At 65.0% G+C, this 15,775-nt stretch carries 17 protein-coding genes; 11 read left to right on the top strand and 6 right to left on the bottom strand.

All coding sequences use genetic code 11. The annotated features are described in order from the left end of the window. Nucleotides 1-234: 234 nt before the first annotated feature. The gene (locus G584_RS0109405) at nucleotides 235-654 is read right to left on the bottom strand and encodes a YkvA family protein (RefSeq protein ID WP_211218408.1); all 420 of its coding nucleotides are present in this window, start codon (nucleotides 652-654) and stop codon (nucleotides 235-237) included. A 246-nt stretch (nucleotides 655-900) separates the two neighbouring features. On the opposite strand from G584_RS0109405, the gene G584_RS12135 reads away from it, so the two are divergent. The 11 genes from G584_RS12135 (at nucleotide 901) to gcvPB (ending at nucleotide 10,997) form a co-directional block, all read left to right on the top strand. Next, entirely contained in the window at nucleotides 901-1,140 is a 240-nt protein-coding gene (locus tag G584_RS12135) for a sigma factor (RefSeq protein WP_083964877.1), read from the top strand. Further along, nucleotides 1,128-1,274: a cupin domain-containing protein gene (locus tag G584_RS12525; RefSeq protein ID WP_245563385.1), complete on the top strand. Its 147-nt coding sequence runs from the start codon at nucleotides 1,128-1,130 to the stop codon at nucleotides 1,272-1,274. The genes G584_RS12135 and G584_RS12525 overlap by 13 nt, the downstream gene beginning before the upstream one ends. 113 nt (nucleotides 1,275-1,387) lie before the next feature. After that, nucleotides 1,388-1,621: a cupredoxin domain-containing protein gene (locus G584_RS0109390; RefSeq protein ID WP_245563387.1), complete on the top strand. Its 234-nt coding sequence runs from the start codon at nucleotides 1,388-1,390 to the stop codon at nucleotides 1,619-1,621. Between the two features lie 60 nt (nucleotides 1,622-1,681). Then, the gene (locus G584_RS0109385) at nucleotides 1,682-2,131 is read left to right on the top strand and encodes an NUDIX hydrolase (protein WP_038051008.1); all 450 of its coding nucleotides are present in this window, start codon (nucleotides 1,682-1,684) and stop codon (nucleotides 2,129-2,131) included. A 145-nt stretch (nucleotides 2,132-2,276) separates the two neighbouring features. Further along, nucleotides 2,277-4,007 carry an NAD-dependent malic enzyme gene (locus G584_RS0109380; protein WP_028494398.1) on the top strand — a complete coding sequence of 577 codons (1,731 nt, stop codon included), beginning with the start codon at nucleotides 2,277-2,279 and terminating at the stop codon, nucleotides 4,005-4,007. Nucleotides 4,008-4,011: 4 nt separating this feature from the next. Then, nucleotides 4,012-4,941 carry a DNA double-strand break repair nuclease NurA gene (locus G584_RS0109375; RefSeq protein WP_028494397.1) on the top strand — a complete coding sequence of 310 codons (930 nt, stop codon included), beginning with the start codon at nucleotides 4,012-4,014 and terminating at the stop codon, nucleotides 4,939-4,941. Continuing rightward, entirely contained in the window at nucleotides 4,941-6,674 is a 1,734-nt protein-coding gene (locus tag G584_RS0109370; RefSeq protein ID WP_028494396.1) for an ATP-binding protein, read from the top strand. Before G584_RS0109375 ends, G584_RS0109370 begins: the two co-directional genes overlap by 1 nt. A 16-nt stretch (nucleotides 6,675-6,690) precedes the next feature. After that, nucleotides 6,691-7,740: a glycine cleavage system aminomethyltransferase GcvT gene (gcvT, locus tag G584_RS0109365; protein ID WP_028494395.1), complete on the top strand. Its 1,050-nt coding sequence runs from the start codon at nucleotides 6,691-6,693 to the stop codon at nucleotides 7,738-7,740. An 18-nt stretch (nucleotides 7,741-7,758) separates the two neighbouring features. Continuing rightward, nucleotides 7,759-8,145 carry a glycine cleavage system protein GcvH gene (gene gcvH, locus G584_RS0109360; RefSeq protein WP_015716597.1) on the top strand — a complete coding sequence of 129 codons (387 nt, stop codon included), beginning with the start codon at nucleotides 7,759-7,761 and terminating at the stop codon, nucleotides 8,143-8,145. 117 nt (nucleotides 8,146-8,262) lie between these two features. Then, nucleotides 8,263-9,579: an aminomethyl-transferring glycine dehydrogenase subunit GcvPA gene (gcvPA, locus tag G584_RS0109355; protein WP_028494394.1), complete on the top strand. Its 1,317-nt coding sequence runs from the start codon at nucleotides 8,263-8,265 to the stop codon at nucleotides 9,577-9,579. After that, a complete protein-coding gene (gcvPB, locus tag G584_RS0109350) occupies nucleotides 9,576-10,997 on the top strand; it encodes an aminomethyl-transferring glycine dehydrogenase subunit GcvPB (RefSeq protein ID WP_028494393.1) in 1,422 nt (473 codons plus the stop codon). The genes gcvPA and gcvPB overlap by 4 nt, the downstream gene beginning before the upstream one ends. Nucleotides 10,998-11,038: 41 nt before the next feature. Here gcvPB and G584_RS0109345 read toward each other — a convergent pair whose 3' ends face one another. Genes G584_RS0109345 through G584_RS0109325 form a run of 5 tightly spaced genes read right to left on the bottom strand, consistent with a single transcriptional unit; the run spans nucleotide 11,039 to nucleotide 15,654 of the window. Beyond that, on the bottom strand, nucleotides 11,039-11,479 hold the full coding sequence (locus G584_RS0109345; RefSeq protein ID WP_011172607.1) for a rhodanese-like domain-containing protein: 441 nt from the start codon (nucleotides 11,477-11,479) through the stop codon (nucleotides 11,039-11,041). Between the two features lie 37 nt (nucleotides 11,480-11,516). Then, the gene (locus tag G584_RS0109340; RefSeq protein WP_011172608.1) at nucleotides 11,517-12,278 is read right to left on the bottom strand and encodes a polysulfide reductase NrfD family protein; all 762 of its coding nucleotides are present in this window, start codon (nucleotides 12,276-12,278) and stop codon (nucleotides 11,517-11,519) included. After that, on the bottom strand, nucleotides 12,271-12,858 hold the full coding sequence (locus G584_RS0109335) for a 4Fe-4S dicluster domain-containing protein (protein WP_011172609.1): 588 nt from the start codon (nucleotides 12,856-12,858) through the stop codon (nucleotides 12,271-12,273). The genes G584_RS0109340 and G584_RS0109335 overlap by 8 nt, the downstream gene beginning before the upstream one ends. Beyond that, nucleotides 12,858-15,155 carry a molybdopterin-dependent oxidoreductase gene (locus G584_RS0109330; RefSeq protein ID WP_011172610.1) on the bottom strand — a complete coding sequence of 766 codons (2,298 nt, stop codon included), beginning with the start codon at nucleotides 15,153-15,155 and terminating at the stop codon, nucleotides 12,858-12,860. The genes G584_RS0109335 and G584_RS0109330 overlap by 1 nt, the downstream gene beginning before the upstream one ends. Then, nucleotides 15,127-15,654 carry a TorD/DmsD family molecular chaperone gene (locus G584_RS0109325; RefSeq protein ID WP_011172611.1) on the bottom strand — a complete coding sequence of 176 codons (528 nt, stop codon included), beginning with the start codon at nucleotides 15,652-15,654 and terminating at the stop codon, nucleotides 15,127-15,129. The genes G584_RS0109330 and G584_RS0109325 overlap by 29 nt, the downstream gene beginning before the upstream one ends. Between the last annotated feature and the right edge of the window lie 121 nt (nucleotides 15,655-15,775).

The following is a 15,775-nucleotide window of genomic DNA, read 5'->3' as shown; positions in this document are numbered from 1 at the left end:
GAAGGAGGTGCTGGAGAAGATGCTTCAGGAGCGGTATGCCCCCCGTACACAGACTCTTACACATAACTCTTGACACGACCCCCGAGGGTGGGAAGGGTGTGTCGCAATAGGGTACTAAGGGGATACCCCTGGGTCCTTGTGGTCAGGCGAAGAACCTTGATTGGCCTAGGCTAGGCCTTCGGGCCTCGCAGTTCTTTGCCCCTCAGGGGGTGGGAAGCCTGCGCCAATAGGGATTCAGAAGAGGTAACGGAGTCCCACCCAGACTAGATAACCTGCCAGGGCAAGCCAGAGGGCTAGAATCACGGCGGCTGCTAGTCGGTTTTTTGGAAGAGAACTTAACTTTTCGGCCTTTTCCTTGGCTTCTCTCAGGATTTCCTCGGGGATAAGGCGGAGTACCAGGGCAATTCCAAGAGGGATCAGCACGAGGTCGTCGAGGTGACCCAGGATGGGCACAAAGTCGGGGATCAGGTCGACAGGGCTTAGGGCGTACGCCACCACCAAAGAGGCCAGGAGGCGGACATGCCAGGGCAGCCGGGGATGGCGAAGGGCCAAGTAGAGAACGCTGACTTCCCGTTTAAATGCTTTGGCCCTGGCTTTCCATTCCTTGAGGAGGCGGTCTATAACCCCTGTCCCTTCGCCGAGGAACCCAGGCACAAGGGGAGTATAAGGCTAGCCCGGGCTGTTTATCTCGTTCATCCTGCTCCTGGGGTGCTGGGGTTGGTGGCTCGAGGATTCCGCAGGGGAAATGCCAGCCGTGGAGTCGGGGGTTCCAAAGGGGGCGACCCTAGCGGTACCCGAACCCCTGGGGGCTGGAAGGAGTGTGGCATTCGGGGGAAGGTGCCATCGGGAAAAGGGTGGAAACGACATCCAAGGTATGGGGACAAGGGATATACCTGGGTGATGGGGAATACCGAGGACGCGGAGCTCCTCCGGCAGGTAATCCTGGGGAACGAGGAGGCCCTGCTGGCCCTGTGCCGCCGTCATGCCTCTTACGTGCACGCGTTGGCCAGGCGGATCCTTAGGGATAAAGACGAGGCTAAAAACGTCGTCCAGGAAACGTTCTTGCGCATCTGGAACAAGGCCGAGTACTTTGACCCCGAGTTGGAAACGCCTCGTACGGGGAGGGAGTGGCCCAGGTAGAGTTAACTCGTAAGAGGGTGGGACCGGGGAGCCTGGTCCTGATACCCGCCGGGGCCATCCACCAGTTCCAGGGAAGCCTTCAGTTCGTCTCCGTGTTCGGGCCTGCCCTCACGGGTGATGTGGTCTTTTTATGAGGTTGGCGGTCCTAGGCCTCGCCCTTGTTCTTGCAGCCTGCTTTCCCTGGGAAGGAGTGCCCTCAGCGGACTTGGAGCCTTATGCCGCTCCCTCTCGGGAGGTGGTGGTGTCGATGGAGGACTTCGCCTTTCGGCCGGACACTCTGCGGATTTCTCCGGGAACCGTCGTGGTCTTTGCCAATCAGGGCCAGCATCCCCATACCGCCACAAAGAGTGGGGGCCTTTTCGATAGCGGGATCCTGGCCCCGGGGGAGCGTTTCCGTTACACCTTTGCCCTCTCTCGGGAATATTCGGTTTACTGCAAACTCCATCCCTACATGGTCCTCCGCACCGTGGTCGGCCCGTGAAAGGAAGAGGGGCAGCGCTGTAGCGGCTTGGGCTAGAATGCTATGGAAGGGGCAGGTCGCATGGCGAGCGAATCCGTCCGGAATAGCATAGAGTGCTGGATCATTCGCCGGGGGATGGGTGAGGAGGATGCCGTGCTTCTCCTGCACGTGGGGGAGGAGCCCGATACCCCGGGTGGCTTCTGGCAACCTATTACGGGAGGAATCAAGGAGGGTGAAGCTCCGCACGAAGCCTGCGTTCGGGAGATCTATGAGGAGACGTCCCTGAGCGTACGGGCTGAGGATCTCCACCAGGTTGCCGGGCACTGGGAGTTTCAGCTACCCCATCAGGTCATCCGGAAAGATCTGTATTGGGTGGAGGTTTCTGAGGCCGCCATCCGCATTGCCCCCGAGGAGCACGACGACTGGAAGTGGGTGCCCGTCTCTGCTGTGGAGCCGGAGCTCCACTGGGAATCCAACCGGCGCACCTGGGCGGCCGTACTCAGCTGCCTCCGGTCGCAAGCTGGGAGGTAGGGTGCCTGCGGCGGAAGGCGGGCTGGAGGAAGGGGAAGCGGTGGATGAAGACGAGGCAATTCCGGGTCATCCCCGCATGTAGGGGTGGCCCGCCTGGGGTGTTCCTACCCTAGCCTTGGAGCCTTAGCGGTGGAAAAATAGTGTTATGCCGGTCAGCCGTTATTACGATGTCAAGCGGGACGAACGAGGTGAGCGTTATCTGGAGCCCTATGTTTCCGGTTTTCTCCTGCTTAGGCTTCCTCTCCTCAACAAGGGCACGGCCTTCACCGAGGAGGAGCGGAAGGCCTTGGGCCTCGAGGGCCTCCTTCCCCCCCATGTGAACACCCTCGAGGAGCAGAAGGAGCGGGTCTACCGCCGCTACCGCCTTATCCAGAGCCCTTTGGAGAAACACATCTACCTCCGCCACCTCCAGGACCGCAACGAGGTGCTCTTTTATGCCCTTTTGGTGGACCACCTGGAGGAGATGCTGCCCATCCTCTACACCCCCACGGTGGGGGAGGCGGTGCGGGAGTTTTCCCACATCTACCGGTACCCCCGGGGCTTCACCGCCAGCACCCGGAACATCGACCGCATCGAGGAAGCCCTGGCCAATGTTCCCCTGGAGGAGGTCCGCCTCATCGTGGCCACGGATTCCTCCGCCATCCTGGGGATCGGGGACCAGGGGTATGGGGGCATGGCCATCTCCATCGGAAAGCTCACCCTTTACACCGCCGTGGGGGGTGTAGGACCTGACAAGACCCTTCCCGTGGAGCTGGACGTGGGCACCGACCGGGAGGATCTCCTCACGGATCCCCTGTACCTGGGCGTGCGGCACAAGCGCCTGAGGGGCGAGGAGTACTACCGCTTCCTGGACCGCTTTGTGGAAGCGGTGCGCAAGCGCTACCCCAAGGCCCTGATCCAGTGGGAGGACTTTGCCAAGGAGGCGGCTTTTAACGTGCTGGAGCGCTACCGCAAGGTGATACCCTCCTTCAACGACGACATCCAGGGAACAGGGGCGGTGGCCCTGGCGGGGGTGCTCTCCGCCTGCCGTTTGAAGGGGGAGAAGCTTTCCGACCAGGTGATCGTGATCTATGGGGCAGGCGCTGGGGGCATCGGGGTGGCCTGGGCCTTGCGGGAGGGCATGAAGCGGGAAGGCCTTTCCGAGGAGGAGGCCCGGGCCCGGGTTCTGGTGCTGGATTCCAAGGGCCTCCTGGTGGAAGGCCGGAGCATGGAGGCCTACAAGCAGCCCTATGCGCAAAGGCGGGAGCGCATCGCTGGGTGGGAGTTTGCGGGTTCCTGCCCCAACCTCTTGGAAACCATCCGCAATGCCCGGGCCACCGTGCTTCTGGGCCTTTCCGGCCAGGGGGGAAGCTTTACCGAGCCCGTGGTGCGGGCCATGATGGAAAATACCCCCCGCCCGGTGATCTTTCCCCTTTCCAACCCCACCTCGGCCTGCGAAGCCCTTCCCGACGACCTCATCTACTGGACGGAGGGAAGAGCCTTGGTGGCGGCGGGTAGCCCCTTTCCCCCGGTGGGCTACATGGGGCGGACCATTCCCATCGGCCAAGGGAACAACGCCTTCATCTTCCCAGGCCTCGGCCTGGGGGCGGTGCTGGCCCGGGCCCGGGAGGTGACGGACGGGATGGTGTTGGAGGCGGCCTACGCCCTTTACGACTACACGGAAAGCCATTTCCCCGAGCTCCTTTACCCCCCGGTTTCCCGGTTGAGGGAGGTTTCCCCTTACGTGGCGGCCCGGGTGATGCAGAAGGCCCTCGAGGAGGGCGTGGCGGAGGAGGAACGGGTGATGGGCCTTTCCTTCAAGGGGCTTATGGAGTTCGTGCGTAGCCGTTTCTGGGAGCCCAAGTACCTCCCCTACCGCCCGGCCCCGGTAATCTAAGGGCATGGCCTGGCGGCTTTACGCCCTGGATGTTTCCCGCCTCGAGGGCATGGCAGGGGAAGCTTTCTCTGGGGCCACGGTTTGGGAGGAGGGCTACCCTGCCAGCTTCCAGCCCCTGGAGGAGCCATGGGAGGCCAGAAGGGCTGATCCCGTGCCCTGGCCTGAACCCCTTTACTTCGTGGACGGCCGGGAGCGGGTGGAGGCGGTGCTTTCCGACGGGAGGAAGCTCGCCCTTTTGGGGTGCGTGGCCGCGGGCGCGGTGGTTTATCAGCAAGGGAATATGCGCCTGCTGGAAACCAGGGTGCGCCGGGTGGGGGTGGGGTTGGAGGAGGCCTTGCGCTTGGGAGAGCTGGTGTACGAACCCCTGCCCCTCGAGGGCCATCCAGCCCCCGGGGACATCTTCACGGCCCTTCAGGAGGGTTTGCGGAAGGCCAGGACCCTCTTGGAGGAAAAGCTGGCCAGGGCCCTCGCGGGAGGCCTTCTCGTGGTGGATGGCCCCGTGCGCTTAAGGCGGCAGGGCCCGGTTTTGGGATACATCAAGGTCCATTGGGCCCGTTACCTCCCCGAGGACAGGGAAGCCCTCCTCTCCACCCTGAAACCCGGGGAGCGCACCCCCATGTTTAGGGTGCGCCGGAAGGGGCAGGAACTGGCCAGCTGGTACCTGCGCCTGCCCCTAACCCCGGAGGGGGTGCGCCCACCGGAAAGCGGGCTTCTGCGGGTGGAAACCCCGCTGCAGGGGGATTTCGGTGCCCTGGCGGACCTGTCCTTAAGCCTCTTTCCCGCCTTGGCCTCCCACCCGGTGAAGGATCCCAGGGCCCCGCAAAACCTTCTGCCCGTTGGGGGGCTTGAGCGGGAGCTGGCCCGCAGGATGGGGAGCCGCGAGGTGGTGGCCCGCATCCTTGCCCGGCACCAGGATGATCTGGGAGGTGGTTGATGGAGCGCATCGGGGTGGTGTTGGGCAGGCGGGAGGCCACTCCCTTGGAGTTCTGGGTGGGGGTGGAGGGGGAGGGCCTTCTGCGCCTGGACGACCTGGTGGTGGTGGAGGGGTTCCACCCCAAGGTGGGCAAGGTCCGTTATTTCGGCATGGTGGACCACGTGGCCAAGGCCCACGAGGGAGAAAGCTATGACACGGACACCTTTTTGGCGGTGGAGGGGAAGATCCCCGTAAGCTTGGCCTATGTGGCCCATGTGAGCGTGACCCGTATCGTGCCCGAGGAGTTTTTCCCCCCCGATCCCGGCTCCGCTGTGTACCTGGCCCGGGAGGAGGACCTGGAGCTTGCCCTTTACTACGACGCCATGAAAAACCAAAGGGGAAGCACCAAGCTCCCTGTGGGGTTTTTAAAAAGCGGGGAGGTGGCTTACCTCAACCTGGAGTTCCTGAACGGGGTAAAGGGGGGGCACGTGAACATCTCGGGCATCAGCGGGGTGGCGGCCAAGACCAGCTACGCCACCTTCCTCCTGAAGAGCCTTTTGGAAAGCGGGGTCCTCGAGGAGGCCCATCAGGCCCGGGTGCTCCTCTTCAACGTGAAGGGGGAGGACCTCCTCTTCCTGGACAAGCCGAACCTAAGGCTTTCCGAGGAGGCCAAGGAGGAGTACCGCCGCCTGGGCCTTTCCCCCACCCCTTTTGGGAGCGTGCGCTTCCTGGCCCCGCCCAAGAAGGAAGGGGAGGGGGTTCTCCCCGATGTGGAAACCCGCCTGGAGGGAGTGAAGGCGTACCACTGGGACCTGGTGCAGTTTGCCCAGAAAGGGCTTCTCCCCTTCCTCTTCACCGATAAGGGGGCCCTCACCAACCTGGGCTTCCTGGTGGCCCACGTGACGGAGAAGCTGAGGCGGCTTGCGGAGGGGCAGAAGGGGCCCCATCTCCTGGTGGCGGACTGGCCCGAAGGGGAGCTTCCCGAGGACATTGCCTTTGACGACCTGGGCAGGGTGCGGTTGAAAAGTTTCGCCGACCTGGTGCGCTACCTGGAGTACAAGCTTTTGGGACCCGAAACCGGGGAAGGGGAGGGGGACAGGGCCTGGACCGCCCGCCAGGCCCGGGGGACCCTGGAGGCCTTCGTGCGGCGCCTTCGCGCAAGCGTGGAGAACGTGGGCCACCTGGTTCGGGGAGACCGCAAGGGCAATCCCCCGGACCCCCTGGAAGGAGGGGAACAGGTCCACGTGGTGGACCTGGCCAAACTCTCCCCCCAGGGCCAGATGTTCGTGGTGGGGAGCCTTCTTTCCGACCTCTTCGCCAAAAAGGAGCGGGGCCAGTACCGGGGCCGGGTTTTCGTGGTGTTGGACGAGCTCAACAAGTACGCTCCCCGGGACGAGGAAAGCCCCATCAAGGACGTGCTCCTGGACATCGCCGAACGGGGCCGCTCCTTAGGGGTGATCCTCATCGGGGCCCAGCAGACCGCCAGCGAGGTGGAGCGAAGGGTGGTGGGCAACGCCGCCATCCGGGTGGTGGGAAGGCTGGATGCCGCCGAGGCCGAGCGGCCCGAGTACCGCTACCTCCCCACCTCCTTCCGCCAGCGGGCCCTGATCCTGCCCCAGGGGATGGTGATCCTCCATCAGCCGGAGATCCCCGTGCCTCTTCTCGTGCGCTTTCCCTTCCCTGCTTGGGCCACCAAGCGGGAAGAGGTCCTCGAGGACAACTCCGCCGAGGCCTTGAGAAGGGAGTTCTTTTAGTAGGATGGGGCTTGGCATGAAGAAGACCCCGCTTTACCAAGCCCACCTGCGCCACGGGGGGCGCATGGTGGAGTTTGCCGGCTACGCCCTCCCCCTGCAGTACGCCTCCATTGTGGAGGAGCACCTGGCGGTGCGCCGGGGGGCTGGACTTTTCGACGTGAGCCACATGGGGGAGTTCCTCATCCGGGGCAGGGAGGCCCTGGCCTTCCTCCAGTGGGCCACGGCCAACGACGCCGCCAAGCTCAAGGTGGGCCGGGCCCAGTACTCCATGCTCCCCAACGCCCGAGGAGGGGTGGTGGACGACATCTACCTATACCGGCTCGCCGAGGAGGAGTACCTCATGGTGGTGAACGCCGCCAACATCGCCAAGGACTTCGCCCACCTGAAGGAGCTCTCCCGGGGCTTTGCCGTGGAGCTCACCGACCTCTCCGAGGAAACCGCCCTCCTGGCCCTGCAGGGTCCCAAGGCGGCTTCCCTCCTCCAGGGTTTGACCGACGCCGACCTTTCCCAAAGGAAAAAGAACGACGTGTTCAGCGCCCGGGTGGCGGGCCGGCCCGCCCGTCTGGCCCGCACCGGGTACACGGGGGAGGATGGTTTTGAGCTCTTTCTGGCTCCCAAGGATGCCGAGGCTGTCTTTGAAGCTCTTTTGGAGGCGGGGGCGACCCCGGCGGGCCTGGGAGCCCGGGACACCCTGAGGCTGGAGGCCGGGTTTCCCCTTTACGGCCACGAGCTTACCGACGACACCAACCCTCTCTGCACCCCCTGGGCCTGGGTGGTGAAGAAGGAGAAGGATTTCCACGGCAAGGAGGCGATGCTGGCCACGCCATGCGCCGAGAAGCTCATCGGCCTGGTGCTGGAGGCGGGAATTCCCCGGGAGGGGTATAGGGTGTATTCCGGCGACCGCCCGGTGGGCCGGGTGACCAGCGGGGGTTATTCTCCCCTTTTGGAAAAGGGCATCGCCCTGGCCTACGTGGAGAAGGGGGCGCAGGAGCCCTTCTTTGTGGAGGTTCGGGGGCGTAAAGCGGGGGCTTCCCTTAGCCCATTGCCCTTTGTGCCGCTAAAATAGCGGGGGTTAGGAGGCGCTATGGACATACCCAAGGACCGCTTTTACACCAAGACCCACGAGTGGGCCCTGCCCGAAGGGGACACGGTGTTGGTGGGCATCACCGACTATGCCCAGGATGCGCTCGGGGACGTGGTGTACGTGGAGTTACCCGAGGTGGGGCGCAAGGTGGAGAAGGGCGAGGCGGTGGCCGTGGTGGAGAGCGTGAAGACCGCCTCCGACATCTACGCCCCGGTATCGGGTGAGGTGGTGGAGGTGAACACCGCTTTGGAGAAGACCCCGGAGCTTATCAACCAGGACCCCTATGGGGAGGGTTGGATCTTCCGCATCCGTCCCTTGGACATGGGGCACCTGGATGACCTGCTGGATGCTGCCGGCTACCAGGAGGTCTTGGAGAGCGAAGGGTAAGGCGGCCGGTATGGCGATCTCGGGGCTTTGGGGTGCCCGGATGCCCTTAGCCGGGCAGCGGAGCCCTTCTATGGCCCCGGGTCAAATGGCCCGGGGGTTGTGTTTAAGGATGGACCTATGGACTACACGCCCCATACCGAGGAAGAGATCCAGGCCATGCTGGAACGGGTGGGAGCCGGAAGCCTCGAGGACCTCTACCGGCACCTGCCAAAGGAGGTTTTAAACCCCGAGATTTCCCTGCCCGAGCCCTTGCCGGAGTGGGCGGTGCTGGAGGAGCTCAAGCGGCTTGCGGGGAAAAACAAACCGGCCTTTAAGGCCTTTTTGGGGGGTGGGGTTCGTAGCCACCACACCCCGCCCGTGGTCCAAGCCCTGGCGAGCCGGGGAGAGTTTTTGACCGCCTACACCCCCTACCAGCCGGAGGTGAGCCAGGGAGTTTTGCAGGCCACCTTTGAGTACCAGACCATGGTGGCGGAACTCACGGGCCTCGAGGTGGCCAACGCCTCCATGTACGATGGGGCCACTGCCCTGGCAGAGGGGGTCCTTCTGGCCTTGAGGGAAACGGGAAGGATGCGGGTCCTGGTTTCCCAAGGAGTGCACCCGGAGTACCGGGAGGTGCTCAGGAGCTATTTGGAGGCGGTGGGGGCGGAGCTCATCACCCTGCCCCTGGAAGAGGGCCGCACCCCCTTGGGGGAGGTGCCCGAGGGTACGGGGGCCGTGGTGGCCCAGCACCCCAACTACCTGGGGGCCTTGGAGGATCTCGCCCCCTTGGCGGAGAGGGCCCATGGGGTGGGAGCGCTTTTCGTGGTGGTGGCCGATCCCCTTTCCCTGGGGGTTCTGGAGCCCCCGGGGGCCTACGGGGCGGATATCGCCGTGGGGGATGGCCAGACCCTGGGCCTGCCCATGGGGTTTGGCGGGCCCCACTTTGGGTACCTGGCCACCCGGAAGGCCTTCGTGCGCCAGATGCCCGGACGGTTGGTCTCGGAAACCGTGGACGCCGAGGGAAAGCGGGGCTACATCCTCACCCTCCAGGCCCGGGAGCAGTACATCCGCCGGGCCAAGGCCAAGAGCAACATCACCACCAACGCCCAGCTCACCGCCCTCATGGGGGCCATGTACCTGGCGGCCTTGGGGCCTTTGGGGCTTAAGGAGGTGGCCCTGCAAAGCGTGGCCATGGCCCACCGCCTCTGGGAGCTTCTTTTGGAGATCCCAGGGGTGGAGCCCTTCACCCCAAAGCCCTTCTTCAACGAGTTTGTTCTCAGGCTTCCCAAGGAACCTGAGGCGGTGCGGGAAGCCTTGGCGGCAAGGGGCTTCCATGCCGCCACCCCGGTGCCGAAGGAGTACGGGGAGAACCTCGCCCTCTTTGCTGCCACGGAACTCCACCGGGAGGAGGACCTTTTGGCCCTACAAGCGGCCATGCGGGAGGTGTTGGCATGAGCTATCCCTTGATCTTTGAGCGAAGCCGCCCGGGAAGGCGGGGCCTGAGGCTGGTAGAGGAGACGCCTGAGGCCTCCCGCTACATCCCGGAGAAGTTTTTGCGCAAGGCCCCACCCCGGCTCCCCGAGGTGGACGAGCTCACCCTGGTGCGCCATTACACGGGGCTTTCCCGCCGCCAGGTGGGGGTGGACACCACCTTCTACCCTTTGGGTAGCTGCACCATGAAGTACAACCCCAAGCTCCACGAGGAGGCGGTGCGGCTTTTCGCTGACCTCCACCCCTACCAGGATCCCAAGACCGTCCAGGGGGCCCTGGAGCTCATGTGGCAGCTTTCGGAGTACTTGAAGGCCCTCACGGGCATGGACGCCATCACCCTGGAGCCCGCCGCCGGAGCCCATGGGGAGCTTACCGGGATCCTCATCATCCGCGCCTACCACGAGGACCGGGGGGAGGGGAAAGAGAGGCGAGTGGTTCTGGTGCCGGATTCTGCCCACGGCTCCAACCCCGCCACCGCCAGCATGGCGGGGTACCAGGTGAAGGAGGTACCCTCGGGGCCGGATGGGGAGGTGGACCTCGAGGCCCTGAAACGGGAGCTTGGTCCCCACGTGGCCGCCATCATGCTCACCAACCCCAATACCCTGGGCCTTTTTGAGCGGCGCATCCTGGAGATCTCCCGCGTCAGCAAGGAGGCCGGGGTGCAGCTTTACTACGACGGGGCCAACCTGAACGCCATCATGGGCTGGGCCCGGCCGGGGGACATGGGCTTTGACGTGGTCCACCTGAACCTGCACAAGACTTTCACCGTGCCCCATGGGGGGGGTGGGCCGGGCTCGGGGCCCGTGGGGGTGAAAGCCCACCTGGCTCCCTACCTCCCCGTGCCCACGGTGGAGAGGGGCGAGGAGGGCTTCTACCTGAACTTTGACCTTCCCAAGAGCATCGGCCGGGTGCGGAGCTTTTACGGGAATTTCCTGGCCTTGGTGCGGGCCTGGGCCTACATCCGCACCCTAGGGCTAAAGGGCCTCAAGAAGGCGGCCGCCCTTTCCGTGCTCAACGCCCGTTACCTCAAGGAACTTCTCAAGGAGAAGGGGTACAAGGTGCCCTACGACGGCCCTTGCATGCACGAGTTCGTGGCCCAGCCCCCCCAGGGCTTCCGCACCCTGGACCTGGCCAAGGGGCTTTTGGAGATGGGCTTCCACCCCCCCACCGTGTACTTCCCCTTGATCGTCAAGGAGGCTTTGATGATCGAGCCCACGGAAACGGAGAGCAAGGAGACCCTCGAGGCCTTCGCCGAGGCCATGGGGGAGCTTTTGCAAAAGCCCAAGGAGTGGCTGGAGGGTGCCCCTTACTCCACCCCGGTCCGCCGCCTGGACGAGCTTAGGGCCAACCGAAGCCCCAAGCTCACCTACTTTGACGAATAAAAAGGGGGCGGGGCTTTGGCCCCGCCCCCAGCCTTCCTAGCCTACTTCACCACGGGCAGACCCGCGTTCTTCCAGCCGTCCAGGCCACCGCTGATGCTCTGCACGTTGTAGCCCTGGCCCCGGAGGAACATCATGGCCATGGAGCCCCGGTGCCCCACCTTGCAGTAGACGATGATGGGCTTGCCCTTGGGCAGCTCGCCCACCCGCTTGGGCAGATCGCGGATGGGGATGTTCACCGCTCCCTGGATGCGTTCACCCGCAAACTCATTGGGCTCGCGCACATCCAGGATGAAGACGTCCACGGTGTCCATCATGTTCTTGGCCGCGGCCGGGGCGATGGCGTAGAACCCAGTGGGCAGGTTCATGAGGAAGTTGCCCAGCTCCCGCACCGTGAGGGCGGAGTAGGTGACCGTGGTAGCCTGCGCCAGAACCGGAAGCACCAGCAGAAGACCCAACCAAGCCAGCTTCTTCGTGCCTTTCATCGTGTACCTCCTTCGCATTCCCTAGGGGCCATAACCCCTAAAGGCCAAGACCTTGCCACTGGCCTGCCAGGACCAGGAGGGCCCTGAGGCCTGCCGCCGCCAAAAGCCCCGCCCAGGGGGCCAGGCGTTCTTGCCAGAAAGTCCCGAGGCCCAGGAGGAGGAAAAGCCCGTACCAGAACCCTGCCTCCTCCAGAAGGTGCCCCCGGGCCTCCGGCGGAAGGGTGAGGGGGTAGAGGAGGGCGAGGAGCAGGGAAGCCCCCGCCAGCACCCGCAAGGGGAAAAGGGCCCAGGGGCTTTTGAGGAGGGCCGCCAGGCCCAGGGCCAAGACCAAGGCGGTGAGGGGGAAAAGCCCTGCCATGAGCCCATTCCAAAGGGGGCGGTTGAGGTTTACCGCCAGGGCCAGGCCCGGGTAGGAGAGGGCCACCAGGCTGAAAACCAGGAGGGCCCAGGCCAGGGCCCGCTGGGACCCCTTGCCCAGGTAGAGGAGCCCCCCGGTGAGGAAGCCAAGCCCCAGGCCCCAGGCCCCCCACCAGATGGGGCTTGTGGGGTGGAAGGAAAGGAAAAGCCAGATGTGGGTGAAGCGGAAGCGGGCGGGGGACTCGGCCCAGAGGATGAAGAGGTCCAGGGCGATGAGCATGAGAGCGTAGAGGGTGTAGCGCCGGGCCTCCGCATCCCCTTTAAGGTGGAGGAGGGCGGCCAGAAGGGCCACACCTCCTGCCAGCCCTACCAGGACGAAGTGGAGGGCGTTGGTCCAGTGCCAGAACTCCTGGGCGTTGGGGAGGCCGTAGAACTCAGCCATGGTGCACCTCGCTTTCCCGGGTGAGCCCCTTCTTGGAAGGGGCGTTCAGGTAGAAGAGCTTGGGCCTTGTACCCTGCTCGGGCCTTAGCACGTCCACCCGCTCTGCCGCCTTAAGGGCCTTGGCCACGGGGCTTTCCGGGTCCTCCAGGTCGCCAAAGGTGCGGCAGTAGGTGGGGCAGGTCTCCACGCAGGCCGGCACCTTGCCCTTTTCCAGCCGGTGGGCGCAGAAGGTGCACTTGCTCACGTAACCTGCCGGGTGCAGGTAGCGGGCATCGTAGGGGCAGGCGGCAATGCAGGCCCCGCAGGCGATGCACTTTTTGGGGTCTACCAGCACCAGGCCGTCTTTGGTTTGGTAGCTGGCCCCCGTGGGGCAGACGGGCACGCAAGGGGGGTTTTCGCAGTGCAGGCACTGCTCGGGGCGGAACTCCACCACCAGGTTGGGGTATTCCCCCACCTCCCGCTCCCGGATCCAGAGGTTGAAGACCCCGGGAGGGACCTCGTTTTCCATCTTGCAGGCCACGGCGCAGGCGGCGCAGCCCACGCAGAGGCTTAGGTCAATGGCCATGGCGTAGCGGGGCATCACATCCTCCTTTCGTCAAAGGGGCGCTTGGCCAGCCCAGTGAGGGAGGGTAGCCTGGGCCTTTCCGCCTTCTCCAGCCTCACGAAGTTCACCCGCAGGCCGGCCCCGCCGGAGATGGGGTCCAGCTTGTACCGGGTCTGCAGGTAGTTGTCGGAGGCGCCGCGCCCGTGGGCCAGGCGCATGAGGGGGGCCTTGTGGCCGAAGCCGTGGACGATGTACACGCAGTCCTTGCGAATCCTGGCCGTGGGTTTGACCCGCACGGGGCCTTCCTTCACCCCGTCCTGGTTCACCAGCATCACGTAGTCCCCCTCCTTCAGGCCCAGCCGCTTGGCCTCCTCCTTGTGGATCCAGACCTCGTTCTCGGGGTCCATCTCCATCAGGACCCAGTTGTTCTGGGTGCGGGCGAAGGTGTGCACCGGGCTCCGGCCGTAGAGGAGCCGGTAGAAGCCTTCCGGGGGTTCCTCCGGGGGGGTGAAGACGGGCAGGGGCTGGTGGCCGGCTTCCTTGAACCGCTGGCAATAGAGCTCTATCTTCCCCGAGGCCGTGCCGAAGGGGAGGCGGCCTTCCTTCTCCCAGTCCTCCAGCCAGGGCTTGCCCCGTTGCACCAGGGTACCCATGCCCTTCATGGTCTCCAGGTCCAGGCCCAGGCTCTGGAGCCGGGTCTCCAGGTACTCCTCAATGGTCTTCCAGGGGAAGTACTGCTCCAGCCCCAGCCTGAGGCCCAGCTCCCGGGCAATCCACCAGCCGGGCTTGGTGTCAAAGAGGGGCTCGTGGGCGGGGGTCCTTAGCTGGATGAAGGGGGTTTTGTGGGCCACCAGGACAAAATCGTCGTAGCGCTCCAGGTAGGTGGCCTCGGGCAAGATGACATCCGCCCACATCACGTGCTCCTGGGGCAGGACGTCAATGGCCACGTAGAGGTCCAGGTTTTTCAGGGCCTCCTTGGTGCGGGGCACATTGGGGATGGAGTGGAAGAGGTTGATGCCGTAGGCGAAGAGCCCCTTGATGGGGTAGGGCTCCCCGGTGATCATGGGCTCAATGAGCTCCTGGATGGCGGTGGAGCGGGCGAAGAACTTGCCCTTGTCCGCCCGGGGTTTGAAGCCCTCGGGCTCGTGGTCGCCCCCCGAGGGCCCCGAGCACCCGCCTGCCGCCGGCTCCAGGGGCAGGGGGGGCAGGGGGTACTTCTCCAGGTAGGGGCTTTGGGCAATGTAGAACCCCCCGGGGCGGCCGTAGTTGCCCAGGAGGACGTTCACGTAGAGGAGGGCCATGACCCGGTAGGTGTCGTCCCCGTACCAGACGTTGTGCCGGGTGGGGGGAAGGACCGCCCTGGGCTTGTGGGCGGCCATCTCCCGGGCCACCTCCCGGATCACCTGGGCGGGGATTTCCGTGTGCTTCTCGGCCCACTCGGGGGTGAAGTCCTTTACGTGGGCCTTGAGCTCCTCAAAGCCCACCGTGTACTTGGCCACGTATTCCTTGTCGTAGAGGTCCTCGTAGATGAGCACGTGGATCCAGGCCAGGAGCAGGGCGGTGTCGGTGCCCGGCTTGATGGGGAGCCATCGGTGGGCCTTGGCGGCGGCGGTGGAGAAGCGGGGGTCCACCACCACCACCTTGGCCCCGTTTTTCAGGGCCAGGGCGAAGTCCTGGAGCTGGGTGTTGTGGGTGTCCTCGCCGATGTGGTGGCCGATGAGGACGATGTAGCGGGCGTTTTCCCAGTCAATGGGCTCGTGGCCGCCGATGGGACGGCCGAAGACCCACTGGGAGGCCACCTCCCGGGGAGCGGTGCAGAGGGAAACGGAGGGCTTGGCGGCGTTGGGGCTGCCCCAGGCGGCGGGCAGGAAGTCCACGAACCAGTAGTCCCCGGTGCCGTGGCCGAAGAAGGCGATGGCCTCGGGGCCGTACTTTTCGCGGATCTCCAGCATCTTCTTGGCGATGTGGTCTAAGGCCTCCTCCCAGGTGGCTACCCGGTACTTGCCCTCCCCGCGCTGGCTCCCCTCCACCCGGATGAGGGGGCGCTTCAGGCGGTCGGGGTCGTAGGTGGTCTGGGGAGCCCCCTGGCCCCGGGGGCAGAGCCGGCCCCGGCTTTTGGGGTTGGCCTCGTACCCCTCCACCTTGTAGACCCGGTTGCCCACGGCGTGGGCCACGATGCCGCATCGCCAGAAGCATCCCTCGCAGATCTGGTAGACGCTCTTTACTTCCTGGGCGTACCAGGGGGCCTTGAGGGCTTTGGCGGGGCCGCTTCCCCGCAAGGCCATGGCCCCCACACCCAGGGCGCTAAGCTTCAGAAACTCCCGTCTTTGCATGGATGGCCTCCTCTAAAAGTTCCACCAGCTCGCGATAGAAGCCGGTGGGGTCGTGGGCTTTTACCGCCGGGCCAAAGCGTTTCAGCCAGGGGTGAAGGAACTCCTGGACCAGGCGGCGGGAGAGGTCGGGCCGTCTGGGGTTCAGGAGGGCGATGGCCTCCCCCAGGGCCGAGAGGTGGTCGGGGAGGTCGCGCCAGGTTTCCTGGACCTCGAGGCCCCCCTCCCGGTAGAGCTCCAGAAGCCGGTGGTAGGAGGGGCCGAAGAGCTCCCCGTCCAGGGCATAGCCCGCGTAGGGGGGGGCGGGGAGCCCGCTCGGGTTGCTGACGAAGAGGGCGGTGTAGGCGGCCTGGAGCTCGGAGGGAGCCACCTGGGGCAGGGCCACGGGGTGGCCCGTGAGCTCCTCCAGCGCCTCCTCCAGGGTGCCCGCGGAGAGCTCCCGGAAGAAGGCCTCCCCCGGTGGGGCGAAGAGGCTTGCTGTGACCCAGCCCAGGAGTTCCATGCCTCACCTCCTGGCCTCAGGCTAGGGCTTGCCCCTTCTTTCACGAGACAGAGGGTTTTCCCTCTCCCTGTCGGAAGTTCTCCTAAGGCAAATGTCCTTGGGAAGAATGTCCCAATCAGGG

It is taken from the genome of Thermus antranikianii DSM 12462 (genome assembly GCF_000423905.1).
Taxonomy (GTDB): Bacteria; Deinococcota; Deinococci; order Deinococcales; family Thermaceae; genus Thermus; species Thermus antranikianii.
Note: the sequence above shows the minus strand (reverse complement) of the source record. Positions and strands in the feature narration are given on the sequence as shown.